The sequence below is a fragment of the Zafaria cholistanensis genome, from assembly GCF_008580665.1.
GTDB classification, from domain to species: domain Bacteria; phylum Actinomycetota; class Actinomycetes; order Actinomycetales; family Micrococcaceae; genus Zafaria; species Zafaria cholistanensis.
Window position 1 is genome coordinate 295,611 of sequence record NZ_BKDJ01000001.1, and the last position, 22,315, is coordinate 317,925.

Below are 22,315 nucleotides of genomic sequence, written 5' to 3' on the forward strand. Positions count from 1 at the left end.
TGGTAGCCGGGGGAGCGGGGTTGGCGCGTTTCCGCCTCCCACGCCTCGCTTCGCTCGACGCGGGGCCCTCGGCGGCTAGGCTGGGCGGGTGACTTCCGCCTTCCCCGTGCCCTCCGTCCCCGCCCCGCTCGACCTGGCGGGCGACGTCGCCGCGCTCGCCGCCGCGCTGATCGACGTCGATTCCGTCTCAGGCAACGAGCGTGTCCTCGCCGACCTGGTCGAGGACGCCCTGCGGGCGCTGCCGCACCTGAGCGTGCACCGCGACGGCGACTCGATTGTCGCGCGCACCGAGCTGGGTCGCGCCGAGCGCGTGATCCTGGCCGGCCACCTGGACACCGTCCCGCTGCCGAGCGCTCCCGGCTCCCGCGGCACCGTGCCCTCGCAGTGGGACGGCGAGATCCTGTACGGGCGCGGGGCCACCGACATGAAGGGCGGGGTCGCCGTGCAGCTGGCGCTGGCCGCCGCGCTGACTGCCCCCACCCGCGACCTGACTTTCGTCTTCTACGACCACGAGGAGGTCGAGGGGTCCAAGTCGGGGCTGGGCCGGCTGGTCCGCAACAGCCCCGAGCTGCTCGGGGGGGACTTTGCGATCCTGCTTGAACCCACGGACGGCACCGTCGAGGGCGGCTGTAACGGAACCAGCCGCTTCCGCGTCACCACCCGCGGGCTGGCGGCGCATTCGGCCCGCGCCTGGATGGGATCGAACGCGATCCATGCCGCGGCCCCCGTGCTGGCCCGCCTTGCCGCGCACGAGCCCGCAACCGTGTCCGTGGACGGGCTCGAGTACCGCGAGTCGCTCAACGCGGTACGCATCAGCGGCGGCATTGCCGGCAACGTCATCCCGGACGCCTGCGAGGTGGAGATCAACTACCGGTTCGCCCCGGACAAGACGCTGGCCGAGGCCGAGGAGTACGTGCGCGCGCTGCTGGAGGGCTTCGAGATCGTGCGTACCGATGGGGCCCCCGGAGCCCGCCCGGGGCTGAACCACCCCGCCGCGGCCGCCTTCGTGGCGGCGGTGGGGGCCGCCCCGAAGCCCAAGTACGGCTGGACCGATGTGGCCCGCTTCTCCGAGCTGGGTATTCCGGCGGTGAACTTCGGCCCCGGGGACGCGTTGCTGGCCCACACCGACAACGAGCATGTCCCCGCGCAGGCGGTCCGCGACTGCCTGGACGCGCTGCTCCGCTGGCTCGCCGCCTAGGCTGCCGGCCCCGCCCGCCTGCAGCAGGCGGGCGGGGCTAGCGCCGGGGGCCGGCGTCGGCGTCGGTGTCCGGGAGACCGGGCAGGCCCACCGGCAGTCCGACGGCGGCCGGCTCCCCGGGCGTGGTGCGCCGCGGCCCGCGGCTGCCGAGCCGGCGCGAGACCCATTCGGCCAGCTTGGTCAGCGTGTAGTTGATGAGGATGAACACGGCCGCGGCCAGCAGCAGTCCCTGCAGCGTGTTCGCGTTGGCCGCGCCGAAGGTGCGCGAGTAGAACAGGAACTCCGTGTAGCCGATGATGTAGCCCAGCGCCGAGTCCTTCAGGATGACCACGCACTGGCCGATCAGCGCCGGCAGCATGGATACCAGGGCCTGCGGAACCTCCACCAGGCGCAGTGACTGGCTGTGGGTGAGGCCAATCGCGATGCCGGCCTCCCGCTGGCCCTTGGGCAGGTTGTGGACCCCGGAACGGACCAGCTCCGCAACCACGGACCCGTTGTAGAGGGTCAGCGCGACCACCACGGCCCAGAACGGGGCCTCGCTGCCGGGCACCAGGCCCGAGCGGGCGAAGAAGATGTTGAAGAAGACCATCATCAGCAGCACCGGCACGGCGCGGAAGAACTCGACGACCACCGCGGAGGTCCAGTTCCAGGCCTTGTGCTCGGAGAGCCGGCCGAGGCCGAAGATCAGGCCGAACGCCACGGACAGCACGATCGACACCGCCGCGGCCTTCAGCGTGTTGGTCAGGCCCGGCAGGAAGAAATTGGTCCACGCGTTGGAGGTGAACAGCGGGGCCCACTTGTCCGGGCTCATCTGGCCCTTGCCCGCCAGGCCCGAAACGACCAGGAAAATGAGCCAGGCGATGATGAGGGCGCCCACCACGTTGGCGATCAGGATCCGGCGGCGGCCCTTGGGGCCGGGGGCGTCGAACAGTACGGACGCGCTCATCGGGCCACCGCCATTTTCCTGGAAAGCCACGTGGTCAGCAGGCCGACCGGGATGACGATGAGTACGAAGCCCAGCGCAAAGGTGAGGAAGATCGGGATGATGATGTCCCCGCGGAACTCCAGGGCCGTCTTCATGACCGAGGAGGCCTCCACGGCCACCGAGCCGACGCTGGCAACCGTGGTGTTCTTGATCAGCGCGATCAGCACGTTGCCCAGCGGCACGACCGCGCCGCGGAACGCCTGCGGCAGGATGATCAACCGGGCCGCGGGCAGGAACCCGAGGCCGATGGCCCGGGCCGCTTCGGCCTGGCCCACCGGAACCGTGTTGACGCCCGAGCGGATCGCCTCGCAGACGAAGGCGGCGTGGTAGATCGCCAGGCCCATCACGGCCATCCGGAAGAAGTTCTCGTTGAAGTTGGGGCTGAGCGTGAACCCCAACTGGTTGAACAGCGCCAGCACCCCGAAAAGGATGATGATGGTCAGCGGGGTGTTGCGGAAGATGGTCACGTAGGCGGCGCCGATGGCCTCGAAGCTGGGCACCGGGGAGATGCGCATCAGGGCGAGCACCGTGCCGATGGCAAGCGAGATCAGCGCGGCCCAGAAGGTCAGTTGGATGTTGACCCAAAACGCCGCCGCGATGTTGTATTCGGTGAAAAGGGACAGGTAGTTGTCCATGGTCTGCCTCGATTGTCGGGGGCGGTGCGCACCCTGGTCGATGGAGGCCGCGGGGCCCCCGGCGGGGGCCCCGCGGAGTGCCGTGGCGGAGGTCGGCAGTCGCCGCTAGGCGCACGGATCCTGGGCCGGCGGGTTCAGGTCGCTGGGGGTGTAGCCGGTCCCTTCGGTGTTCTTGGTCAGGGCCTTCTCCCACTCCCCGGAGCTGATCATCTTGCCGATGGCGGTGTTGATGGCCTCGCACCGGTCGGAGTCCTTGTTCAGCCCCACGCCGTAGCGCTCCTCGCTGAACGGCGCCCCCACGACCTTGAACTTGCCCTGGTAGGCCGGCTGCGCGGCCAGGCCCGCGAGGATGATGTCATCGGTGGTCACCGCATCGATGGCGCCGCCCTCCATGGCGGTCACGCACTCGGCGTACCCGGGAAGCTCCTGCAGGTTCACGGAAGCGGCGTAGGTATCCTTCACCTTCTGGGCGGAGGTGGAGCCGGTGACCGAGCAGAGGGTCTTCCCGTTGAGGTCCTCGGGGCCGGCGATGTCGCTGTCCATGGGCACCAGCAGGTCCTGCCCGGCAACGAAGTAGGGCCCGGCGAACGCCACGGACTGCTTGCGCGTGTCGGTGATTGAGTAAGTCGCGAAGATCATGTCCACCTGGTTGTTCTGCAGGGCCGTTTCGCGGTTCGCCGACGGGGTGGAGACCCACTCGATCTTGTCCTCGGGGAATCCGAGCTCATTGGCCACGTACTTGGCCACGTCGACGTCGAAGCCCGTGTAGGTGTCGCCGCTCTTGAACCCCAGCCCGGGCTGGTCGAACTTGATGCCGATCCTGATCGTGTCCGACGGTTCCCCGGATCCCCCTCCTCCGCCGCAGGCGGTGAGCGCGAGGGCGGCGACCGCCGCCATGCCGGCGAGTGCGATGCGTGGGTGACGCATGTGTTCTCCTTCGGTTGTGGCCCCGCCAGGTCGGCCGGGCCGCGGTGCTAGTGAGTGATCAGCTTGCTGAGGAAGTCCCTGGCGCGGTCGCTTCGCGGGTTGGTGAAGAACGTTTCCGGGGCGGCCTGTTCGACGATCTGCCCGGCGTCCATGAACACGACGCGGTCCGCTGCCTTGCGCGCGAAGCCCATCTCATGGGTGACGACGATCATCGTCATGCCCTCCTTGGCCAGCGTGATCATGGTGTCCAGGACCTCGTTGATCATCTCCGGGTCCAGGGCCGAGGTGGGTTCGTCGAAGAGCATTACCTTGGGCGCCATCGCCAGGGCCCGGGCAATGGCGACGCGCTGCTGCTGGCCGCCGGAGAGCTGGGCGGGCAGCTTGTCCTTCTGGTTGGCCACCCCGACCCGCTCAAGCAGCACCAGGGCCTGCTTGCGGGCCTCATCCTTCGGCAGGCCCTTGACCTTGATCGGACCCAGCGTGACGTTGTCGAGGATCGACTTGTGGGCAAACAGGTTGAACGACTGGAAGACCATGCCGACGTCGGCCCGGAGCCGGGCCAGTTCCTTGCCCTCTGCGGGCAGCTTCTTGCCGTCGATGTAGATCTCGCCCGAGTCGATGGTCTCCAGGCGGTTGATGGCCCGGCAGAGCGTGGACTTGCCCGAGCCGGAGGGGCCCAGGACCACCACCACCTCACCCTTGGCAACTTCGAGGTTGATGTCCTTGAGGACATGCAGGGGGCCGTAGTGCTTGTTGACGTTCGCCAACCGGACGACCGGCGACCCGTCCGCGACCCGTCCGCCGGTTTGGGGTTCTGTGCTCATAGTCCGACCCTTAGCCATCATCGGCGCTTTCACAAGGGGTCCCCGGGGACAACACAAATTCTTGATACGGGAAAAAGCCGGTTGCGGGAGCACCGAGGAGGACTAGGCTGTGTGCATGCTACGCCAAGATGACACCGAACCTTTCGAAGAGCCCGTCCCGAGCCATGGCCGGCCCAAAGGGTCGGTGGTCCTGCGCCGCAGCCGGGCCAGGGCGCCGCAGGCTGACAGCTACCTGCTGGACACCAAGGAGTTCAAGGACTTCACCCACACCGACCCGTGGCGGGTGCTGCGCATCCAGGCCGAGTTCGTGGAAGGGTTCGGGACGCTGGCCGACCTGGGCCCGGCGGTGAGCGTGTTCGGCTCCGCCCGGGCCGAGCGCCAGTCGCCGCGCTACCGGCAGGCGCAGGAGATCGGCAAGCGGCTGGTCGAGGCCGGGTTCGCCGTCATCACCGGAGGCGGTCCGGGAGCCATGGAAGCGGCCAACAAGGGTGCCTTCAAGGGCGGGGGAACCTCGGTGGGCCTGGGCATCGAACTGCCCTTCGAGACCGGCATGAACGAGTGGGTCGATATCGGGATCAACTTCCGGTACTTCTTTGCCCGCAAGACAATGTTCGTGAAGTATTCGCAGGGTTTCGTCGTCCTGCCCGGCGGGTTCGGCACCCTGGACGAGTTCTTCGAGGCGCTCACCCTGGTCCAGACGCAGAAGGTCACCAGCTTCCCGATCGTCCTGGTCGGCACCGACTACTGGGGACCGCTGCTGGAGTGGATCCGGACCACGCTGGTCGGGGAGGGGACCATTTCGCCCTCCGACGTCGACCTGATCCGGATCACGGACGACCCGGCCGAAGCGGTGCGCATCGTGGCGGAGGGCGCCGCCCACCACCACAACCCGTAGGAGAGGGCACGGTGGAAATCGGCCTGCTCTTCGTCGCGGTCCTCGTGCTGGGCGGAACCGTCTTTGCCCTGTCCGGAAGGCGGCGCACCGCCGCGGTGCCCGAAGATGCCGGCCGCGGCCTGCTGGTTGGCCTGGTGGAGCCGGTCCCGTCGCTGCCGCCGGTCCTGCTGCCCGCCCGCCCGAGGGCGTCGGACATCGAGAAAGTCCGCTTTGCGGTGGGGTTGCGCGGGTACCGTGCGGACCAGGTCGACGAGGTGCTCGGGGTGCTGGGCGGGGAGATCGAACGCCTTCATGCGGAACTGGCGACGCGCGGAACCGGCGTGTGATTAGCGGCACGCGCGAAACTCCGGGATAATGTGAAGTGCAAGCTGAACGCATTCCCACTTGCGGGGATGCTGCTCGAGACCGACCAGCGGGGCCCGCTCCGCTTCACAGAGGGAAGGGACACTGCGCCAATGGCTGCGATGAAACCGCGTACCGGGGATGGCCCCATGGAGGTCACCAAGGAAGGCCGTAGCCTGATCATGCGCGTACCGATCGACGGTGGCGGCCGCCTCGTGGTCGAACTGAATGCGGATGAGGCCGCGCAGCTGCGCGAATGCCTCGTGGGCGTCACGGAGTAGAGGCGCCAAGGACTAAAGGCGCCAAGGACTAGAAGCGCCAAGGTGTTTCCGAAGGCCCGGGGGCGGTTGCTCCCGGGCCTTCCGCGTGCGGTGGCCGGGGCGGCAGGGGCTGTCCCGCGCTAGCGGACCTTGGTGGCCAGCAGCAGCCCGGTGCCGGTGGGGACCGTGGCGGTGACGAAGTCGTCCCGGTCGCGCAGCATCCGCAGGACCATCCGGGCCGCCACCGTGGTGGGCCGGCGAATGGCCGGCTGCGGGACCCGGTCCTGGTCGAGGGCGTCGTGGACCAGCAGCGTTCCGCCACGGCGCAGCAACCGGGCTCCCTGCTCCACGTAGCGCACCAGGTTGGCCTTATCCGCGTCAATGAACACCAGGTCGTAGGCGGCGTCGGTCAGCCGCGGCAGCACGTCCTGGGCCCGCCCGGCGATGGTGCGGGTGCGGTTGGCCGCGATGCCGGCCTCCAGGTAGGCCTCGCGGGCCGCGTGCAGGTGGTCCACGTCGATGTCGATGGTGGTCAGGACCGAACGGGGTCCCAGCCCGCGGAGCAGGCTGACCCCGGAGACGCCCACCCCGGAGCCGACTTCCACGGCGGTGCGCGCCTGCGAGGACGCCGCCAGGACCGTGAGCAGCGCCGCGGTTCCGGCACCCACCGGCAGCACCCCCAGTTCGTGCCCGCGTTCGCGCGCGCGCAACAGGACCTCGTCCTCCTCGGGCAAGGCTTCGGTGTAGGACCAGCTGCTTTGCTTGTCGGCGCTCATGGCTGGGGCGGGTTCCTTCGGGATCGAGGGGAGGGAACGGGCTCGGGGACCCGTTCCCATCCTAGTGGCCGGGGGGAAGGGAGATGGGGGAACCGCCGAGCGGCTGTTCAGCTTGTTCACAGACTGGTCCGCCAAAATTGGGGACGTGAACGCCCAATCCAGCACTCCAGTTCCCGCCGACCCGGCCGGCGCCGTGCCCGGCTGGGATGAAATTGTGGAACGGCATTCGCCCAAGGTCTACCGCCTGGCCTACCGGCTCACCGGCAACCGGCCGGACGCCGAAGACCTCACCCAGGAAACGTTCGTCCGGGTTTTCAGGTCGCTGCACAACTTCACGCCCGGAACCATCGACGGCTGGATCCACCGGATCACCACCAACCTGTTCCTGGACCAGGCGCGGCGGCGCACCCGCATCCGGTTCGATGCGTTCGCCGAGGACGCGGAGGCCCGCGTTCCGGGAACCGACCCCGGCCCAGAACGCAGCTTCGAGTTTAACAACCTGGACGTGGACGTCCAGCGCGCCCTCGAGGACCTGCCGCCGGACTTCCGCGCCGCCGTGGTGCTGTGCGACCTCGAGGGACTGTCCTACGAGGAAGTCTCAGCCGTGCTGGGCGTGAAGCTCGGAACCGTCCGCTCGCGCATCCACCGCGGCCGGTCCCTGCTGCGCGAGAAGCTCGCCCACCGCAACCCCGCACGCCTGACGGTGTCCCTGCCCAAGGCGGGGCGGGCCCTTCCGCAGGCCCACTAGCGCATGCACCGCTATCGGCGTTGGGTCGACGCGTACCTGGACGGGGAGCTTCCCGAAGCACGCAGGAGCGTCTTCGAGGAGCACCTGCGGCGCTGCCACAGCTGCGGCGTCCTGGTCCAGGACGGGCGGCGGCTCATGCGGCGGCTTGACGCTCTTTCGGCCTCCCGGGGTTCCGCTCCCGCCCCCGGGGCGGAGCTGCTCAACCGCTTGGTGCGGACCTCGGAGTTCGGCGCCGCGGGGGCAGGCGAACCGGCGCAGCCCCCGTCCGCGCGCTGGCGCTCCCTGCTGCCGGCGCTGGCCTGTGCCCTGGCGATCGGCTCGGTCACCGCGACCGCCGGAGTGGCGTGGGTGCTGGGCGAGCCGGAGGGCGGGCGCGCGGCTTCTGCAACCTCCGTGGCCGGAGGCTGGACCGAGGCAGGCATCCCGCTCAAGGAAGAAGACCTGCAGCGGCTGCGCGAGGCCGGCTGGAACTGCCCGCAGTTCGCCGCCTTCGGCCTGGCCCTGACCGGCGCCCGGGGCGCCGTGGTGGAGGGTGTGCCGGAGCTGACCCTGGAGCTGGCCGGGCCGGGGGGCACCGCCGTGGTGACGGAGCGGCGCCGGGATCCGGCCACCGCCGGGACCGCGTCCTCCGGGACCCCGAGCATGGCGCTGAACGCCGCCAGCGAGGTCGCTACCGTCGAGACCGGCGCGGACGGGCATTCGGTCCTGGTCATGGAATCCGCCGAGTACGAGGTCGCCTCGACGCTGGACAAGGGCAGGACCCGGGCCCTGCTGCGCCGGATCGTGGTGACCGAACACGCTCGGCTGGACGCCCGGGGCCTGGAGGAACAACCCCCGCTGGAACGCATCGGCCGCGGGCTGGCCAAGCTCACGGTTGTGGACATCGAGCAGTGACACCGGCGGCAGGACACGGAGCCGCCGCTCCCGGTGCGCCGGTCCGAAACAGCGCCCGGCGCACCGGCCATCCGGTACGGCGAATGCCGGGCGCACGCGGCGAGCAGGTACTCTCATAACGTGTTTGGAATTAACGGTGGCGAGTTCCTGGTGCTCGCCGTGCTCGCGGTCCTGATTTTGGGACCCGACAAGCTGCCGGCGTATGCCCAGCAGCTTGCGCGGCTGGTCAAGGAAGTGCGCCGCATGGCAGCCGGCGCCAAGGAGCAGCTGCGCGAGGAAGTCGGCGACGAGATCGCGGACATTGACTGGCGCAAGCTCGACCCGCGGCAGTACGACCCGCGCAAAATCATCAAGGAAGCGCTGCTGGACGACTTCGACGACGCCGTCTCCGCCGCGAAGGAAAGCCCCCAGCCGGCGGTGGCCCCGCGGGTCCCCGCCCGCCGGCAGGCCGAGCGGCAGCTGGAGCCCGGCGAAGCGCCGCCCTTCGACTCTGAGGCCACCTGACTCTGAGGCCACCTGACTCTGCGGCCACCTGACTCCGGGGCCACCTGATCCAGCGGCACGCGCCCCCTGGCCTGCGAACGCCGCCGCTCCCTGAGGGGAGCGGCGGCGTTTTCCGTCCGGCCCGGGCTGCATGCCGGTACCCCTCCCGTTCTTGTGCTCCGCGTTTTAGGGGGCCGGGTCCGGGCGCGTCGGGGTGATGCCCAGCGGCAGGCCGGCCAGGCCGCGGGGACGGCTGGCGAGCGTACGGGCAATCGCGCGCAGTTCCGCCGCGGCCGCCGAGTCCGGGGCGGACACGACGATCGGCACGCCGTCATCCCCGCCCTCCCGCAACCGCGGCTCCAGCGGGATGCTTCCCAGCAGGGGGACGGGGGTGCCCAGGATCTCGGAGAGCCGGGCAGCCAGGCGGGCACCGCCCCCGGAGCCGAAAGGCTCCATCCGGGTGCCGTCGGGCAGCTCAAGCCAGGACATGTTCTCCACGACGCCCAGGACCTCCTGGCCGGTCTGGGTGGCCACCGAACCGGCGCGCACAGCCACCTCGGCGGCGGCCGACTGCGGCGTGGTGACCACCAGCAGGCTCGAGCCGGGCAGCAGTTGGGACATGGAGATGGCCACGTCGCCGGTGCCCGGGGGCAGATCCAGCAGCAGCACGTCCAGGTCCCCAAAGTGAACGTCCGTCAGGAACTGCTCCAGGGCCCGGTGCAGCATGGGCCCGCGCCAGATAACCGGCTGGTTGCCCTGGACGAACATGCCGATCGAGATCACCTTCACCCCGTAGGCCACCGGAGGCAGGATCATCTCGTCCACCCGCGTCGGGGCCTGGGTGATACCCATCAGGCCGGGGACGGAGAAGCCCAGCACATCGGCGTCGATGATGCCCACGCGCAACCCGTCCGCGGCCATGGCGCAGGCGAGGTTCACCGTCAGGCTGGACTTTCCGACACCGCCCTTGCCGCTGGCCACGCCGATCACGCGAGTCAGCGATCCCGGGGCGCCGAACGGAACGGCGCGCGTGCGCAGGCCCTCTTTCAGCTGTGCACGCTGTTCGGGGGTCATCACACCCACGTCCACCCGCACCGCTCCGACGCCCTCCACCGTCCCGGCCGCGGCCGTGACGTCGTCGACGATCGTGGTGCGCAGCGGGCAGCCGGACACGGTCAGCAGCACCCGGACGGTGGCAGTGCCGTCGGCCGCGACGGCGACGGCGTCGACCATGCCCAGCTCGGTGATGGGGCGGCGCAACTCCGGGTCCTGCACGGCGGCCAGCGCCGCGCGCACCCGTCCGGCAAGGTCCTCACCGGAGGGATTGGACGCCATGGGACTGGACGCGGTGGCAGGGGAGGGGGTGGGATTGGATGGTGTGGGGTTGGATGCGGCGGGGTCCAGGGCGGAGTCCTCAGGCATCGGATTGCCTCGGGGCATCATCCCTCATCTCGCCTGCCCTGGGGGTCGTGGAGTCCGGGCGGACGCCGGGTCCCGTCCCGGCGCCGGGGCCCACCCCTGCCGTTGGATCCGCTGTGTGCTTTCCGGGGGCGGCGGCCCGCTTGCCGGACCCGCTGGGCTTGCGGCCGGCGTAGTCCGCCTTGCGGGACACCTGGGTAAGCTGGGTGGTCGCCTCGGAAACCTTTTCGCGCTTGCGCGGAGCCCGGCCGCGCAGGCGGATCTCCTCGCCGTCGTTCGCCTCGAGCAGCTCCTCCAGCGCCGAGCGCAGTTCGCTGCGCACGTAGTCGCGCGTGGCGACGTCGCGCAGGGCGATGCGCAGCGCGGCCAGCTCGCGGGTGAGGTATTCGGTGTCGTGCAGGTTCCGTTCCGCCCGGTTCCGGTCCTCCGTCAGGGAGACGCGGTCACGGTCGTCCTGGCGGTTCTGCGCCAGAAGCAGCAGGGGAGCGGCGTAGGAGGCCTGCAGCGAGAGCATCAGGGTCAGCGCGGTGAAGCCCAGCACGGCGCTGTCGAAACGGTACTGCTCGGGGCCCCACGTGTTCCAGGCGAGCCAGGCCACGCAGAAGACCGTCATCCACAACAGGAACGCGGGGGTTCCCATGAAACGGGCGAACTTTTCCGTGGCCGAGCCAAACAGGTCCGGGTTGGGGGAGAAGCGCGGCCAGAACCGGTCCTTTGCGCTCAGTGGCGTGTCCAAGCCCGACGCCGAGGAGGAGGCGCTGTGCCTGGTGGTCTTGTCAGCCATGTGCACGGCCTCCCGTCAGCTTGTCGTCGCCGTCATGCGTGCGCCAGTCCTCCGGCAGGAGATGGTCCAGGACGTCGTCCACCGTCACCGCACCCACCAGCCGGCCCGCGTGGTTGACCACCGGCAGGGACGTCAGGTTGTAGGTGGCCAGCCGCCGGGAAACCTCGCTGATATCGGCAAGGTCGGAAACCGGCTCCAGGTCCGAGTCCAGGATCGAGCCCAGGGCCTCGGGCGGGGCGCAGCGCAACAGGGCCTGGATGTGCACCACGCCCAGGTAGCGTCCGGTGGGGGTCTCCAGGGGCGGACGGCAGACGAACACGGTCGAGGCCAGCGCCGGGCTGAGCTCCTCGCGCCGCACCGAGGCCAGGGCCTCGGCGACGGTCGCCTCCGGAGGCAGGATCACCGGCACCGGGGTCATCATCGATCCGGCCGTGTTCTCCTCGTATTCAAGCAGGCGCCGCACGTCGTTGGCCTCGTCCGGCTCCATCAGCTCCAGCAGGGCTTCCTGCTGCTCGTGGCTGAGCTCGGCGAGCAGGTCGGCGGCGTCGTCCGGGTCCATCTCCTCGAGGACGTCGGCGGCGCGCTCCATATCCAGCGAGGAGAGGATCTGCACCTGCTCGTCGTCGGGAAGCTCGGGAAGCACGTCGGCGAGGCGGTCGTCCTGGAGTTCGGTGGCGACCTCCACGCGGCGCTTGTCGCTCATCTCGTGCAGGGCCTCGGCGAAGTCCGCGGGCTTGAGCTCCTCGTTGGCGGCCACGAACTGGGTGGCCGCCTGCGGCTCCTGCGTTTGCCCGCGCACGACCTCGTCCCAGCGCACCAGCACGCGTTCGCCCCGGGCCAGCCGGCGCAGCGCGCGGAAACCGCCGGGCTCGCCGCGGCGCACGAAGTATTCGGCCACCGTCCAGTCGCCGTTGCGCTGGCGCTCCAGGCCGATGTCCTCCACGACGCCGTTGCCGCTGCCGTCCTTGAAGGACACGCGGCGGTCGAACAGTTCGGCCGCCGCCAGCGATTCCGCCCCGCGCTGCTGGAAGCGGCGCAGGTTGACCAGCCCGGAGCAGATAATCTGGCTGGGTTCCATGGCCTGGATGCGGGTCATGGGTACGAACACGCGCTTCCGGCCGGGGACCTCCACCACGATGCCGACGCATTGCGCCGGCCTGGAAGGGCCCCGGTCGAAGACCACGACGTCGCGCAGCCGGCCCAGCCGGTCGCCCAAGGGGTCGAAAACGTCAAGGCCGAGCAGGCGCGCAATGAAAACCTTGTTCGAAGAGCTGCTCACCCCCCTAGGCTACTGCCTGCCCGCAGGACCGGCACCGCCGTTCCCTTCCGCGCATCCCGCGGCACGTGCGGGCGTGCCGCCGCGCCCGCGGCCTCGGCCTCCGTCCGGTTCACCCGCAGCGATAAGAGGCGCCCGATTGGGCTCCCGCAAGGCACAATGGACCCATGTCCTCCCTATTCGGTCCTCCAACGAACGCCGCCTCGTCCAAAGGGCTGCCCAACGGGCTGCCGCGTGGCGAACTGCTGGGGCGCTACCAGTCCTACCTGGACGCGCAGAAGGTCGTCGACTACCTTGCGGACAACGATTTCCCGGTCGCCAGCGTCACGATCGTCGGCAACGACCTCAAGACGGTCGAGCACGTCACCGCCAAGCTGAGCTACCCGAAGGTCGCCCTCGCCGGCGCCGCCCAAGGAGCGATGTTCGGCCTGTTCGTCGGACTCATCCTGAGCATCTTCGGGTCCTCGGCCTCCAACCCCATGCAGCTGGTGTCCGCGGTGGGCTTGGGCATGGCCATCTGGATGATCTTTGGGGTGGTCGGTTATTCCTTCCGCAAGGGCAAGCGCGACTTTGCCTCCTCCAGCCAGGTGTTGGCCACCAGTTACGACGTCGTGGTCGCGTTCGAGCACGCCGCGGCCGCGCGGGCCATGGCCTCCAAGCTGCCGATGAGCCATGTCGATGCCCACCGTAGCGCCCCGGCCTGGGCGCCGCCGCAGGCGGCCGGCCCGCCGCCGTTCCCCGGTTCCCCGGTGCCGCCCGCTGGGGCGGAGCCGTCCCCTCCGGGGCCCGGCAGCAGCGGTTACCGTGACCTTCCCGACGGGCGTCCGCAGTTCGGCATCCGCATCGACGCCCCGCCCGCCGTGCCCCCGGCCGCCGCGCCCCAGGCCTCCCCGGAGGCGGTTCCCCAGCCGCGGCACGGAGACCAGCCGCGGGACGGAGACCAGCCGCGGGACGGAGAGCAGCCGCCGAACGGAGAACAGTCCGCGGTGGGGGACCCGTCCCGGACCGGGGACCAGTCAGGCCCGGAACGGGGCGAACCGTCCGCGGAACCGCACCCGGACAGGCACACCGACAGGCACACCGACAAACACCCCGACCAGCGCCCCAACAAGTAGGCCCGGCGGCAAGCGCACCGGCGGCCTGAAAGGCCCGGCCCCGGCCAGCCGCTTCCGGGAACTCCGCCGTTTCCGGGAACTCCGCCGCTTCGGGAACTTCCCGTCCCTCCGTGGGGCCAAAGCGAAGCGCCCGCCCCTCACGGAGGGACGGGCGCTTCGCTTTGGCCGGGTGGGGCCTACTCGCCTTCGGCGGCGTAGATTCCGCGCATCCAGGACTCGACCTCCTCCGGGCTGCGCGGCAGCGCGGAGGTGAGGTTTTCGCAGCCGTGCGCGGTGATCAGGACGTCGTCCTCGATGCGCACCCCGATACCCCGGTACTCCTCGGGCACGGCGAGGTCCTCGGCCTTGAAGTACAGGCCGGGCTCGATCGTGAAGACCATGCCCTCCTCCAGCACGCCGTCCAGGTACAGGTCGCGCTTGGCCTGCGCGCAGTCGTGCACGTCCAGCCCCAGGTGGTGGCTGGTGCCGTGGGGCATCCAGCGGCGGTGGTGCTGGCCGTCCTCGGAGAGGGCCTCCTCGAGGGAAACCGGCAGCAGGCCCCACTCGTCCAGGCGCCGGGCAAGGACCTCGACGGCGGCCTTGTGCAGGTCGCGGAACCGGTTGCCCGGCTTGGCCACGGCGAACGCCGCATCCGCCGCGTCCAGCACGGCCTGGTAGATCCGGCGCTGGACGTCGCTGAACCCGCCGCTGATCGGCAGGGTGCGCGTGACGTCGGCGGTGTAGAGCGAATCGGCCTCCACGCCGGCATCGAGCAGCAGCAGCTCGCCCGGCACCACGGCTCCGTTATTGCGGATCCAGTGCAGCACGGTGGCGTTGTTGCCCGCCGCGGCGATGGTGTCGTAACCGAGGTCGTTGCCCTCCTCACGGGCCCGGGCGAAGAACGCGCCCTCGACCACGCGCTCGCCGCGGTCGTGGGCAATGGCGCGGGGGAGGGCCTTGACCACGTCATGGAAGCCGCGGACGGTCGCGGCCACAGACAGGCGCATCTGTTCAATCTCCCACGCGTCCTTGACCAGGCGCAGCTCGGAGAGGGCCTCGGCCAGCTCGCCGTCCAAGCCGTCGGAGAGTTCCAGGTCCACGCCGGTGTTGATGCGGGAGGTGTCCACGAGGGCGTCGCAGTTCAGGTCGACGTCGCGGACCAGGCGGATGCGCAGGCCGCCGAATTCCACGGCCCCGGCGTCCTTGGTGATCGCGACCTCAAGCGCGTTCAGGTCCGCGGTGCGGAGGCCGAGGCGGGCGTTGAGCTCGGCCAGGGTGGGGCGGGCGCCAATCCAGAACTCGCCGTTGCGGGCGTTGGCGTAGAACTCCTCGGAGTCGCGTCCGGCCATCGGGTGGAAATAGAGGGTGGCCTCGTGGTGGCCTCCGTCGTCGCCGGCCCCCGGATCGGTCGGTTCCAGGACCAGCACCGCCTCGGGCTCGTGGTCCAGCCCCAGGCCGGTCAGGTGCGCGAACGCCGAATGCGGGCGGAAGCGGTAGTCGGTGTCGTTGGAACGGACCTTCAGCGGTCCGGCCGGGACCACCAGGCGCTCGCCGGGGAACCGCTCCGAAAGCGCGCGGCGGCGGCGGGCCGCGTAGGGGGCCACCGCGTCCAGCGCCGGGGCCTGCGTGGGGGCCTGGGCCCAGTGGGACGCCATGAAGTCCTTGAAGGCCTTGGACGTCGGCTTTTGGGACCGGTTGTTGACGCGGTCCTCGAGGGGCTGCCCGCTGCCGGGGGTGTCAGTGTGTTCGCTCATCACCCCTCCATTCTCGCAGAGGCGGCCTCGGGGTCCATGGGCTTTCCGCCAGGGGCACCGCGGCGTGCCCCTGCGGGACGGGCGCCAGCGACGCCCGTCCCGGCCGCCCAGAGGGCCGCACCGGCCCCCGGCTGCGCCCCGACCGTTACGCCCGCCCGTTACGCCCGCCTATTACGCTTAGGCAATGCGGATCGATCTCCACACCCACTCGCACGTCTCGGACGGGACCGAGCCCCCGGCCGGCGTCGTCGCCTCGGCCAAGGCTGCCGGGCTGGACGTCCTGGCACTGACCGACCACGACCAGACGGCCGGATGGGCCGAGGCGGCCTGCGCGGCCGGGGAGGTCGGGATGGGGCTGGTTCCCGGCATCGAGATTTCCTGCAAGACCGCCGAGGGCATCAGCGTTCACCTGCTGGGGTACCTGCACGATCCCACGCACCCGGGGCTGCTGGAGGAGATCAACAAGGCCCGCGACGCGCGCGTGCACCGGGCCCGCAGAATGGTCGCGCTGCTCTCCGAGGACTACCCGGTGGACTGGGACCTGGTCAGCCGGCACGCGGTGCCCGGGGCGACGATCGGCCGGCCCCACATCGCCGACGCGCTGGTGACCGCCGGCGTGGTCTCCACCCGCTCCGAGGCGTTCGCCAGCGTGCTCACCGCCCGCTCGCGCTACTACGTGAGCCACTACGCCGTGGATCCGGTCGCGGCCGTCAAGCTGGTCCGCGACGCCGGCGGGGTGCCCGTGTTCGCGCACCCGGTGGCCTCCGAGCGCGGCCGCGTCGTGGGGCCGGAGACGTTCGAGGCCATGATTGGGGCGGGCCTGCTGGGGGTGGAGGTGGACCACCGCGACAACCCCGCGGCGGGCCGGGACTACCTGCGCCGGCTGGCCGCCGAGCGCGGGCTGATCGTCACCGGATCCAGCGACTACCACGGCACCGGCAAACCCAACCGGCTGGGGGAGAACACCACCTCGCCGGAGATGCTGGCCCGGATCCTTGAGGCGGGCACCGGCTCGGCGCCGGTGAACATGCCCGCGCTGTAGGACGGCAGCCCGGGACGGCGTCCGGGCCGGGAAGCCGGCCGGTTCAGCGTTCCACCCCCATCGCGGCGAGCACCGTCCGGAGCGTATGGAGAGCGTAGTGGGCCCGGGACTTCACCGTGCCCACCGGGATCCGGAGGCGTTCGGCCGCCTCCACCAGCGTCTCGCGCCGGTAGTGCAGGGCCACCACGACCTCCCGGTGTTCGGCGCTCAGGCGCCCCAGCGCCTCCTCCATGAGCAGCCGGCCCAGCAGCTCCTCGATCGGGTCCGCCGCGTCCGGCAGCAGGTCCACCCCGCCGTCCATGGATACCAGCGGGGGCCGGACCGCCGACCTGCGGTAGGCGTCCACCATGGCGCTGCGCGCCGTGCGGAACAGGTAGGCGCGCAGGCTGCCGGTGATCCGTGGCGCCGCCCGCCACGCGCGCAGCACCGTTTCCTGGACGATGTCCTCGACGCAGGAGGGGTCGGGCCCGGCCCGCAGGACGAAGCGGCGCAGCGCGTCGCCGTGCTCCCGGTAGATCCGCTCCGCGAAGCCGCTGTCCGGGGCTGACCCGTGCGGGGGATCGGGCCTTACCGGGCATCGCTGCTGCTCCATCGGTTGCACGTGCCACCTCCCCGGGGTGCGGCGGGGCGCCGCAGGACCGCCCCGGGCGCGGCGCCGCAGGGCCTTGCGCAACGCGGCGGACACCGGCAGCATAGCCACGCCGCGTTGAACCAACCTTGGGGCCTGTGCGTCTTGGAGAACAGGGGTGCGCGGTCCCGAACATCCGGTCCGGTGCACCGGCCCCCTCCGCAGGGAAAGGATCCATCCCATGAATCGTCCCCAGAACAGGACCTCTATGGCGCTGGCACTGCTGGCGGTGGCGGCGTCGGCAGCACTGGCCGGCTGCGCCCCCGGCACGGAGCCCGAGCCCCGGAACACCACCAGCACCCCGATCGGCCCCTCCACCCCGCCACCCGGTACCACGAGCCCGCCGGCGGCCGACTCCGAGGCCGTGGACCTGAAGACCGCCGATTCCCCGCTCGGGGAGATCGTGGTGGACGGCAGGGGCATGACGCTCTACTACTTCACCAAGGACACCAAGGACTCCGGGACCAGCGCCTGCACGGACGAATGCCTGAAGGCCTGGCCAATCGCGGTGGCCGCGGGGGACGAGCCGGCGGTCGACCCGTCGGTGACCGGGACCGTGGGCACCATCGACAGTCCGGACGGGCGCAAGCACCTGACGCTGGACGGCATGCCGCTGTACTACTACGCCAAGGACACGGCGCCGGGCGATGTGCTCGGCCAGGACGTCAACGGCGTCTGGTACGTGGTGGCGCCCGACGGCGAGATGGTCACCAGCGCGCCGCCCAGCCAGTAGCCGCCCCGCCAGCGGCGGCCTGCCCGCCCTCCCGGACCGGCCGGAAGGGGCCCGGGAGGGCGGACATGCCCCGGCGCGGCCGCGCCGGGGCATGTCCGGGCCTTCTTTGAACCCTCAGGCTTTTGAACCCTCAGGCCTTCGAACTCCGGCGCAGCCGTGCCGGGTAGACCTTCGCGCCGGGGAGCCGGTCGGCCATGACCCTGACCGCCTGCGGGTTGGAGTCCACGCACACGTAGCGCCGGCCCAAGGCGGCCGCGACCGCGCCGGTGGTCCCGGAACCGGCGAAGAAGTCCAGCACCCAGTCGCCGGGCCGGCTGCTGGCGGCCACGATGCGGCGCAGGATGCCCTCGGGCTTCTGCGTCGGGTAGCCGGTCTTCTCCTTGCCGGTGGGGGAGACGATGGTGTGCCACCACACGTCCGTGGGCAGCTTCCCGCGGGCGGCCTTTTCCGGGGTGACCATGCCCGGCGCCATGTAGGGCTCGCGGTCCACGGCCTCGGCGTCGAAGTGGTAGCGCTCCGGGTTCTTGACGTACACCAGGATGTTGTCGTGCTTGGTGGGCCAGCGGCTCTTGGACCGGGCCCCGTAGTCGTAGGCCCAGACGATCTCGTTCAGGAAGCACTCCCGCCCGAAGATGGCATCCATGAGCACCTTGGCGTAGTGCACCTCCCGGTAGTCCAGGTGGACGTACAGGGTTCCGTCCTCGGCCAGCAGCCGCCAGGCCTCGCGCAGCCGCGGCTCAAGGAAGGACCAGTAGTCCTCGAACACGTCGTCGTAGCTGTGCAGCTGACCCAGCAGCGTTTGGTAGGTGCGCCCGTTGAAGCCCACGCGGTCCCCTTCGCCGGGTACCGCGCGCACCATCTTCGCGTTCTGGCGCTTCTGCGTGCGCCCGGTGTTGAACGGCGGGTCGACGTAGATCAGCGTGAAGGCGCCGTCGGGCAGCTTGGGCAGGTAGTCCGCATTGTCCGCCTGCACCACCAGGTCCGGACCGTCGGGGGACCAGGCGGGCGGGCGCGAACGGCCGAAGCCGCGGAGCCCCCGGTGGGGGACCTCCGCGGCTCCGGTATCCACGGAAACGCTCGCGGCCAAGCGGGCTACTCGCCCTCGGGCCGGGACACGACCTCGCCGTTGCGGCGGCGGGTCCGCGAACGGCGGCGGCGCGGGGCCTCGGGGCCGCCTTCGGCCGGCTCCTGCGCCGAAGGGGTCCCGGTACCGGCCGGAGCCTCCGCGGCGGCGTCCTGCCGCGCCGCGCCGCCACCGGCGGCGTCGTTCCGGGCACCCTCGGCCCGGGGGCCGCGGCTGCGCCCGCCCTTGCCCTCGGCGTGGACCGGACGGTCGGAACGGCCGCGGCCGGGGTGCCTGCCCTCGCCCTCGCCGCGTCCGCGGGAACCGCCGCGCCCGGAGTTCTTCTTGCCGGTCTCCCCGAGGTCCTCAAGCACCTCTCCGGAAAGGCCTTCCAAAGTGCGCTTGTGGCGCGGCAGGCGGCCCTTGGTTCCGGCGGGGATGTTCAGGTCGGTGTACAGGTGCGGGGAAGAGGAGTAGGTTTCCACCGGCTCGGCCTGGTCCAGGCCCAGGGCCTTGTTGATCAGGCCCCAGCGCGGGACGTCCTCCCAGTCCACGAAGGTGATCGCGGTGCCTTTGTTCCCGGCGCGGCCGGTGCGGCCGACACGGTGCAGGTAGGTCTTCTCGTCCTCCGGGCACTGCAGGTTGATCACGTGGGTGACGTCGTCCACGTCGATGCCGCGGGCGGCGACGTCGGTGGCGACCAGCACGTCGACCTTGCCGTTGCGGAAGGCGCGCAGCGCCTGCTCGCGGGCGCCCTGGCCCAGGTCGCCGTGGATGGATCCGGCGGCGAATCCCCGGTCGACCAGTTCGTCGCTCAGCTTCGCGGCCGAGCGCTTGGTCTTGGTGAAGATGATCGTCCGGCCGCGGCCCTCCGCCTGCAGGATGCGGGCAACGACCTCGTCCTTGTCCAGCTGGTGGGCGCGGTAGATGACCTGGCGGATGTCCTTCTTGGTGATCGAATCGTCATCCGGATCGGCGGCACGGATGTGCGTGGGCTGGGACATGTAGCGCCGGGCCATGGCCACGACGGCCCCGGGCATGGTGGCGGAGAAGAGCATGGTCTGGCGCACCGCCGGGGTGGCGGCCAGCAGGGTCTCCACATCCGGCAGGAAGCCGAGGTCCAACATTTCGTCGGCCTCGTCCAGGACCACGATCCGCACGTTCTTCAGGCTCAGGTGCTTCTGCTTGTAGAGGTCGATCAGACGCCCGGGCGTGCCGACGACCACCTCGACGCCGGCCTGCAGCTGCTCGATCTGCGGCTCGTACGCGCGGCCGCCGTAGATGGTGGCGATGCGCGCGTTGCGGTGCCTGGACGCGGTTTCCAGGTCCTGGGCGACCTGGACGGCCAGTTCGCGGGTGGGGGCGACGATCAGCGCCTGCGGGGCGCCCGGGACGGGCAGCTGGTCGTAGCCCTCGTCGCCCGGGCCAACCACGCGCTGCAGCGCGGGCAGGCCGAAGCCGAGGGTCTTGCCGGTGCCGGTCTTGGCCTGGCCGATGATGTCGTGGCCGCCAAGGGCGATCGGCAGCGTCATCGCCTGGATCGGGAAGGGGTGGGTGATGCCGGCGGCGGCCAGCGAGTCGACGATGTCCTGGCGGACACCGAAGTCGGCGAACGTCTTCTCCGGGATCTCGTGCGGGGCTTCGGTGGTGGTCAGCGACTCTTCGACGTCGATCTCTTCGGTGCCCGAGTCGGCAATCAGATGGTGTTCAGCGTTCAAGGCATTCTCAATTTCATTAGGGTGCCGAGGCCGGGCGTGCTCAACGCGCACCGCACGGGGCGGGACGGAGACCACCGCGGGAGCGGCGCATCCAGCGGAGCCGATCGCGGGCTGCCGGCGCGGAGAAGCTGACCGCGCCATGGGGGGCAGGTTTGCTGGTGAAACGCTGCCGGGGAACTGGTGACGTATAGCGACCGGGCATCCATGTATACCCAACCAGTGTATCTTGCGGGCCCGCCCCCGGGGCGCGGCACGCTGCGGGACGGACGGGGACAGGGTCCTGCCGGCCTAGCGGACCGTGCGGAAAAGCACCTTCCGGGTACCCGGATCCGCCTCGGCGAGCTGGACCGTGACCCGTTCCCCGGCCGCCACCCGGGCCCCTTCCGGCCCGGTGTCCTCGAACCGGGCGGCCACCGGGGGATCGGCGATCTGCAGCGTCCCGTACGGTCCGCCCCCGTTGCCGGCCGGCCTCCCGTTGCCACCGTTGCCACCGTTGCCGCCGTTTCCCTCCCGGCCGTTGCGCTCGGGAGCGGCCGGGGCCGGGGGCTCGATCACGACCGCGGAGAACATCTCCCCGACCCTGCCGGCCAGCAAGGCGGCCTCCACCGTGTCGATCGCGGCCCGTTCCACCCGCGAGGCCAGCTGGCCCGAGCGCTGCATCAGTTCCGGCAGCAGCGGCAGCGCCTGCCGCACCCCCGGGGGGACCGGCTCGCCGCGCAGGTGGTGGTCGCACACCACCAGGACAAAACGGTCCACCAGCCGCCGCAGCGGCGCCGTGGCATGCGCATAGGGGGCGGCGATCGCGGCCTGCACGTGCTCCTCCGGGACCTCGCCGTCGAACGCCGTGTAGCCGGCTCCGCGGAACAGCGCCGCGGCATGGTGCATCAGCGCCAGCTGGCGCGGGTCGGTCAGGTCCAGGGAGCGCAGGAAGTCCCCGTAATGGACGCCCGGCTCCCATTCATGGCCCAGGGCCAGGGCCCGGCGGCGGAAATACGCCACCCCGGTTGCGTCGGGCCCGGGCAGGGTACGCAGGATGCCCATCCGGCCCGCCACCATGATCCGGGCCGCCTCCATCCCGGTCAGCAGCGAAATCTGGGCATTCCAGTCCTCCACCGGAAGCGGGGCCCGTGCCACCAGCCGGTACCCGCCTTCGTCGTCCGCCTCGATCTCCTGCTCGGGGATGCGCAGGTGCGCGCCGCCGCGCGCATGCTCCAGCGCCACCCGCTTGATCCCGACCTCCTTCAGCAGGACCAGGGACTCGTCCGCGGCGCCGGCATCGAGCGCCTGCTGCGCCTCGGCGTAGGTCAGCCGCGCGCGGCTGACGACGGCGGCGCGCACCAGTTCCGTCGAGACCACGCGCGCCTCGCGGTCCAGCCGGAACGTCCACACGTAGGCGCCGCGGCGCCGCAGCGGGAGCAGGCTGCCGGCATCCTCGCTGATCACTTCCGGATGCAGCGGGATCCGCCGGTGCGGAAGATAGACGGTCTGGCCCCGCAGCCGGGCCTCACGGTCCACCGCCCCGCCGTCGGCCACAAAGGCGGGCACGTCGGCGATGGCGTAGTGGACGGTGTAGCCACCGCCGTCCCGGGCCAGGTGCACGGCCTGGTCCAGGTCGGTGGACCCGGGCGGGTCGATCGTCACGAAGGGAATGCCGGTGCGGTCCTCCGCGGGGGGATGGTGCGCGGCCACCGCCGCCCGCGCCTCCTCCAGCACATCCTCCGGGAAGCCGCGGGGCAGCCCGAATTCGTCCTCCAGGGCCGCCAACGCCGCGGCCAGGCCGGTCCGCCGGGCTCCGGCGGTCAGATCGATGTGCTGGTACACCACGTGCCCAGCCTAC

Annotated in this window: 23 protein-coding genes; 10 read left to right on the forward strand and 13 right to left on the reverse strand. The window is 70.9% G+C overall.

Annotated features, from left to right (window positions below; all coding sequences use genetic code 11):
* Positions 1-88 precede the first annotated feature (88 nt).
* Positions 89-1,198, forward strand: a complete 1,110-nt coding sequence (dapE, locus tag NCCP_RS01420; RefSeq protein ID WP_149955304.1) for a succinyl-diaminopimelate desuccinylase — start codon at positions 89-91, stop codon at positions 1,196-1,198.
* 37 nt (positions 1,199-1,235) lie between these two features.
* On the opposite strand, the gene NCCP_RS01425 is transcribed toward dapE, so the two are convergent.
* From NCCP_RS01425 to NCCP_RS01440, 4 genes are all read right to left on the reverse strand, one after another.
* Complete coding sequence (locus NCCP_RS01425) at positions 1,236-2,144, reverse strand: amino acid ABC transporter permease (RefSeq protein WP_149955305.1); 909 nt, start codon at positions 2,142-2,144, stop codon at positions 1,236-1,238.
* Complete coding sequence (locus tag NCCP_RS01430) at positions 2,141-2,818, reverse strand: amino acid ABC transporter permease (protein WP_149955306.1); 678 nt, start codon at positions 2,816-2,818, stop codon at positions 2,141-2,143. Before NCCP_RS01430 ends, NCCP_RS01425 begins: the two co-directional genes overlap by 4 nt.
* Before the next feature lie 105 nt (positions 2,819-2,923).
* Positions 2,924-3,745, reverse strand: coding sequence for a glutamate ABC transporter substrate-binding protein (locus NCCP_RS01435; protein ID WP_149955307.1), 822 nt, complete (start codon positions 3,743-3,745; stop codon positions 2,924-2,926).
* A 47-nt stretch (positions 3,746-3,792) separates the two neighbouring features.
* Complete coding sequence (locus tag NCCP_RS01440; protein ID WP_172627252.1) at positions 3,793-4,569, reverse strand: amino acid ABC transporter ATP-binding protein; 777 nt, start codon at positions 4,567-4,569, stop codon at positions 3,793-3,795.
* A gap of 115 nt (positions 4,570-4,684) precedes the next feature.
* Between NCCP_RS01440 and NCCP_RS01445 the strand changes: the two genes are divergently transcribed.
* The 3 genes from NCCP_RS01445 to NCCP_RS01455 all read left to right on the forward strand — a co-directional run bounded on the left by NCCP_RS01445 (position 4,685) and on the right by NCCP_RS01455 (position 6,087).
* On the forward strand, positions 4,685-5,464 hold the full coding sequence (locus NCCP_RS01445) for an LOG family protein (protein WP_149955309.1): 780 nt from the start codon (positions 4,685-4,687) through the stop codon (positions 5,462-5,464).
* Between the two features lie 11 nt (positions 5,465-5,475).
* Positions 5,476-5,790, forward strand: coding sequence for a DivIVA domain-containing protein (locus NCCP_RS01450; protein WP_149955310.1), 315 nt, complete (start codon positions 5,476-5,478; stop codon positions 5,788-5,790).
* Positions 5,791-5,919: 129 nt separating this feature from the next.
* Positions 5,920-6,087, forward strand: a complete 168-nt coding sequence (locus NCCP_RS01455) for a DUF3117 domain-containing protein (RefSeq protein WP_149955311.1) — start codon at positions 5,920-5,922, stop codon at positions 6,085-6,087.
* A 119-nt stretch (positions 6,088-6,206) separates the two neighbouring features.
* Here NCCP_RS01455 and NCCP_RS01460 read toward each other — a convergent pair whose 3' ends face one another.
* The gene (locus NCCP_RS01460; RefSeq protein WP_149955312.1) at positions 6,207-6,842 is read right to left on the reverse strand and encodes an O-methyltransferase; all 636 of its coding nucleotides are present in this window, start codon (positions 6,840-6,842) and stop codon (positions 6,207-6,209) included.
* A gap of 145 nt (positions 6,843-6,987) precedes the next feature.
* Between NCCP_RS01460 and sigE the strand changes: the two genes are divergently transcribed.
* From sigE to NCCP_RS01475, 3 genes are all read left to right on the forward strand, one after another.
* Entirely contained in the window at positions 6,988-7,590 is a 603-nt protein-coding gene (sigE, locus tag NCCP_RS01465; RefSeq protein WP_216364641.1) for an RNA polymerase sigma factor SigE, read from the forward strand.
* 3 nt (positions 7,591-7,593) lie between these two features.
* A complete protein-coding gene (locus tag NCCP_RS01470) occupies positions 7,594-8,484 on the forward strand; it encodes an anti-sigma factor family protein (RefSeq protein ID WP_149955313.1) in 891 nt (296 codons plus the stop codon).
* Positions 8,485-8,604: 120 nt separating this feature from the next.
* Positions 8,605-8,988, forward strand: coding sequence for a sec-independent translocase (locus NCCP_RS01475; RefSeq protein ID WP_149955314.1), 384 nt, complete (start codon positions 8,605-8,607; stop codon positions 8,986-8,988).
* 165 nt (positions 8,989-9,153) lie between these two features.
* Here NCCP_RS01475 and NCCP_RS01480 read toward each other — a convergent pair whose 3' ends face one another.
* The 3 genes from NCCP_RS01480 to NCCP_RS01490 form a co-directional block, all read right to left on the reverse strand.
* Complete coding sequence (locus NCCP_RS01480; RefSeq protein WP_149955529.1) at positions 9,154-10,302, reverse strand: Mrp/NBP35 family ATP-binding protein; 1,149 nt, start codon at positions 10,300-10,302, stop codon at positions 9,154-9,156.
* Between the two features lie 79 nt (positions 10,303-10,381).
* Positions 10,382-11,170, reverse strand: a complete 789-nt coding sequence (locus tag NCCP_RS01485) for a DUF1003 domain-containing protein (protein ID WP_149955315.1) — start codon at positions 11,168-11,170, stop codon at positions 10,382-10,384.
* A complete protein-coding gene (locus NCCP_RS01490; protein WP_149955316.1) occupies positions 11,163-12,449 on the reverse strand; it encodes a magnesium transporter MgtE N-terminal domain-containing protein in 1,287 nt (428 codons plus the stop codon). Before NCCP_RS01490 ends, NCCP_RS01485 begins: the two co-directional genes overlap by 8 nt.
* Before the next feature lie 164 nt (positions 12,450-12,613).
* On the opposite strand from NCCP_RS01490, the gene NCCP_RS01495 reads away from it, so the two are divergent.
* The gene (locus NCCP_RS01495; RefSeq protein WP_216364642.1) at positions 12,614-13,561 is read left to right on the forward strand and encodes a YflT domain-containing protein; all 948 of its coding nucleotides are present in this window, start codon (positions 12,614-12,616) and stop codon (positions 13,559-13,561) included.
* A gap of 176 nt (positions 13,562-13,737) precedes the next feature.
* Here the strand turns inward: NCCP_RS01495 and NCCP_RS01500 are convergent, their stop codons facing one another.
* Positions 13,738-15,294, reverse strand: coding sequence for an aminopeptidase P family protein (locus tag NCCP_RS01500; RefSeq protein ID WP_149955317.1), 1,557 nt, complete (start codon positions 15,292-15,294; stop codon positions 13,738-13,740).
* Between the two features lie 184 nt (positions 15,295-15,478).
* Between NCCP_RS01500 and NCCP_RS01505 the strand changes: the two genes are divergently transcribed.
* On the forward strand, positions 15,479-16,336 hold the full coding sequence (locus NCCP_RS01505) for a PHP domain-containing protein (protein WP_149955318.1): 858 nt from the start codon (positions 15,479-15,481) through the stop codon (positions 16,334-16,336).
* A 43-nt stretch (positions 16,337-16,379) separates the two neighbouring features.
* Here the strand turns inward: NCCP_RS01505 and NCCP_RS01510 are convergent, their stop codons facing one another.
* Positions 16,380-16,928, reverse strand: coding sequence for a sigma-70 family RNA polymerase sigma factor (locus NCCP_RS01510; RefSeq protein WP_149955319.1), 549 nt, complete (start codon positions 16,926-16,928; stop codon positions 16,380-16,382).
* Positions 16,929-17,145: 217 nt separating this feature from the next.
* Here NCCP_RS01510 and NCCP_RS01515 point away from each other — a divergent pair, with 217 nt between their 5' ends.
* Positions 17,146-17,697: a COG4315 family predicted lipoprotein gene (locus NCCP_RS01515; protein WP_225873607.1), complete on the forward strand. Its 552-nt coding sequence runs from the start codon at positions 17,146-17,148 to the stop codon at positions 17,695-17,697.
* Positions 17,698-17,827: 130 nt separating this feature from the next.
* On the opposite strand, the gene NCCP_RS01520 is transcribed toward NCCP_RS01515, so the two are convergent.
* From NCCP_RS01520 to NCCP_RS01530, 3 genes are all read right to left on the reverse strand, one after another.
* Complete coding sequence (locus tag NCCP_RS01520; RefSeq protein ID WP_225873633.1) at positions 17,828-18,676, reverse strand: DNA-methyltransferase; 849 nt, start codon at positions 18,674-18,676, stop codon at positions 17,828-17,830.
* Positions 18,677-18,789: 113 nt separating this feature from the next.
* Complete coding sequence (locus NCCP_RS01525) at positions 18,790-20,478, reverse strand: DEAD/DEAH box helicase (protein ID WP_225873608.1); 1,689 nt, start codon at positions 20,476-20,478, stop codon at positions 18,790-18,792.
* Between the two features lie 288 nt (positions 20,479-20,766).
* Complete coding sequence (locus NCCP_RS01530) at positions 20,767-22,302, reverse strand: RNB domain-containing ribonuclease (protein WP_149955321.1); 1,536 nt, start codon at positions 22,300-22,302, stop codon at positions 20,767-20,769.
* Between the last annotated feature and the right edge of the window lie 13 nt (positions 22,303-22,315).

Bases quoted from the DNA above. Each gene is read 5' to 3' on its own strand.
- NCCP_RS01425 (WP_149955305.1), bottom strand. From the start codon at position 2,144: ATGAGCGCGTCCGTACTGTTCGACGCCCCCGGCCCCAAGGGCCGCCGC.
- NCCP_RS01430 (WP_149955306.1), bottom strand. From the start codon at position 2,818: ATGGACAACTACCTGTCCCTTTTCACCGAATACAACATCGCGGCGGCG.
- NCCP_RS01435 (WP_149955307.1), bottom strand. From the start codon at position 3,745: ATGCGTCACCCACGCATCGCACTCGCCGGCATGGCGGCGGTCGCCGCC.
- NCCP_RS01440 (WP_172627252.1), bottom strand. From the start codon at position 4,569: ATGAGCACAGAACCCCAAACCGGCGGACGGGTCGCGGACGGGTCGCCG.
- NCCP_RS01445 (WP_149955309.1), top strand. From the start codon at position 4,685: ATGCTACGCCAAGATGACACCGAACCTTTCGAAGAGCCCGTCCCGAGC.
- NCCP_RS01455 (WP_149955311.1), top strand. From the start codon at position 5,920: ATGGCTGCGATGAAACCGCGTACCGGGGATGGCCCCATGGAGGTCACC.
- NCCP_RS01460 (WP_149955312.1), bottom strand. From the start codon at position 6,842: ATGAGCGCCGACAAGCAAAGCAGCTGGTCCTACACCGAAGCCTTGCCC.
- NCCP_RS01470 (WP_149955313.1), top strand. From the start codon at position 7,594: ATGCACCGCTATCGGCGTTGGGTCGACGCGTACCTGGACGGGGAGCTT.
- NCCP_RS01480 (WP_149955529.1), bottom strand. From the start codon at position 10,302: ATGGCGTCCAATCCCTCCGGTGAGGACCTTGCCGGACGGGTGCGCGCG.
- NCCP_RS01485 (WP_149955315.1), bottom strand. From the start codon at position 11,170: ATGGCTGACAAGACCACCAGGCACAGCGCCTCCTCCTCGGCGTCGGGC.
- NCCP_RS01495 (WP_216364642.1), top strand. From the start codon at position 12,614: ATGTCCTCCCTATTCGGTCCTCCAACGAACGCCGCCTCGTCCAAAGGG.
- NCCP_RS01500 (WP_149955317.1), bottom strand. From the start codon at position 15,294: ATGAGCGAACACACTGACACCCCCGGCAGCGGGCAGCCCCTCGAGGAC.
- NCCP_RS01505 (WP_149955318.1), top strand. From the start codon at position 15,479: ATGCGGATCGATCTCCACACCCACTCGCACGTCTCGGACGGGACCGAG.
- NCCP_RS01510 (WP_149955319.1), bottom strand. From the start codon at position 16,928: ATGGAGCAGCAGCGATGCCCGGTAAGGCCCGATCCCCCGCACGGGTCA.
- NCCP_RS01515 (WP_225873607.1), top strand. From the start codon at position 17,146: ATGAATCGTCCCCAGAACAGGACCTCTATGGCGCTGGCACTGCTGGCG.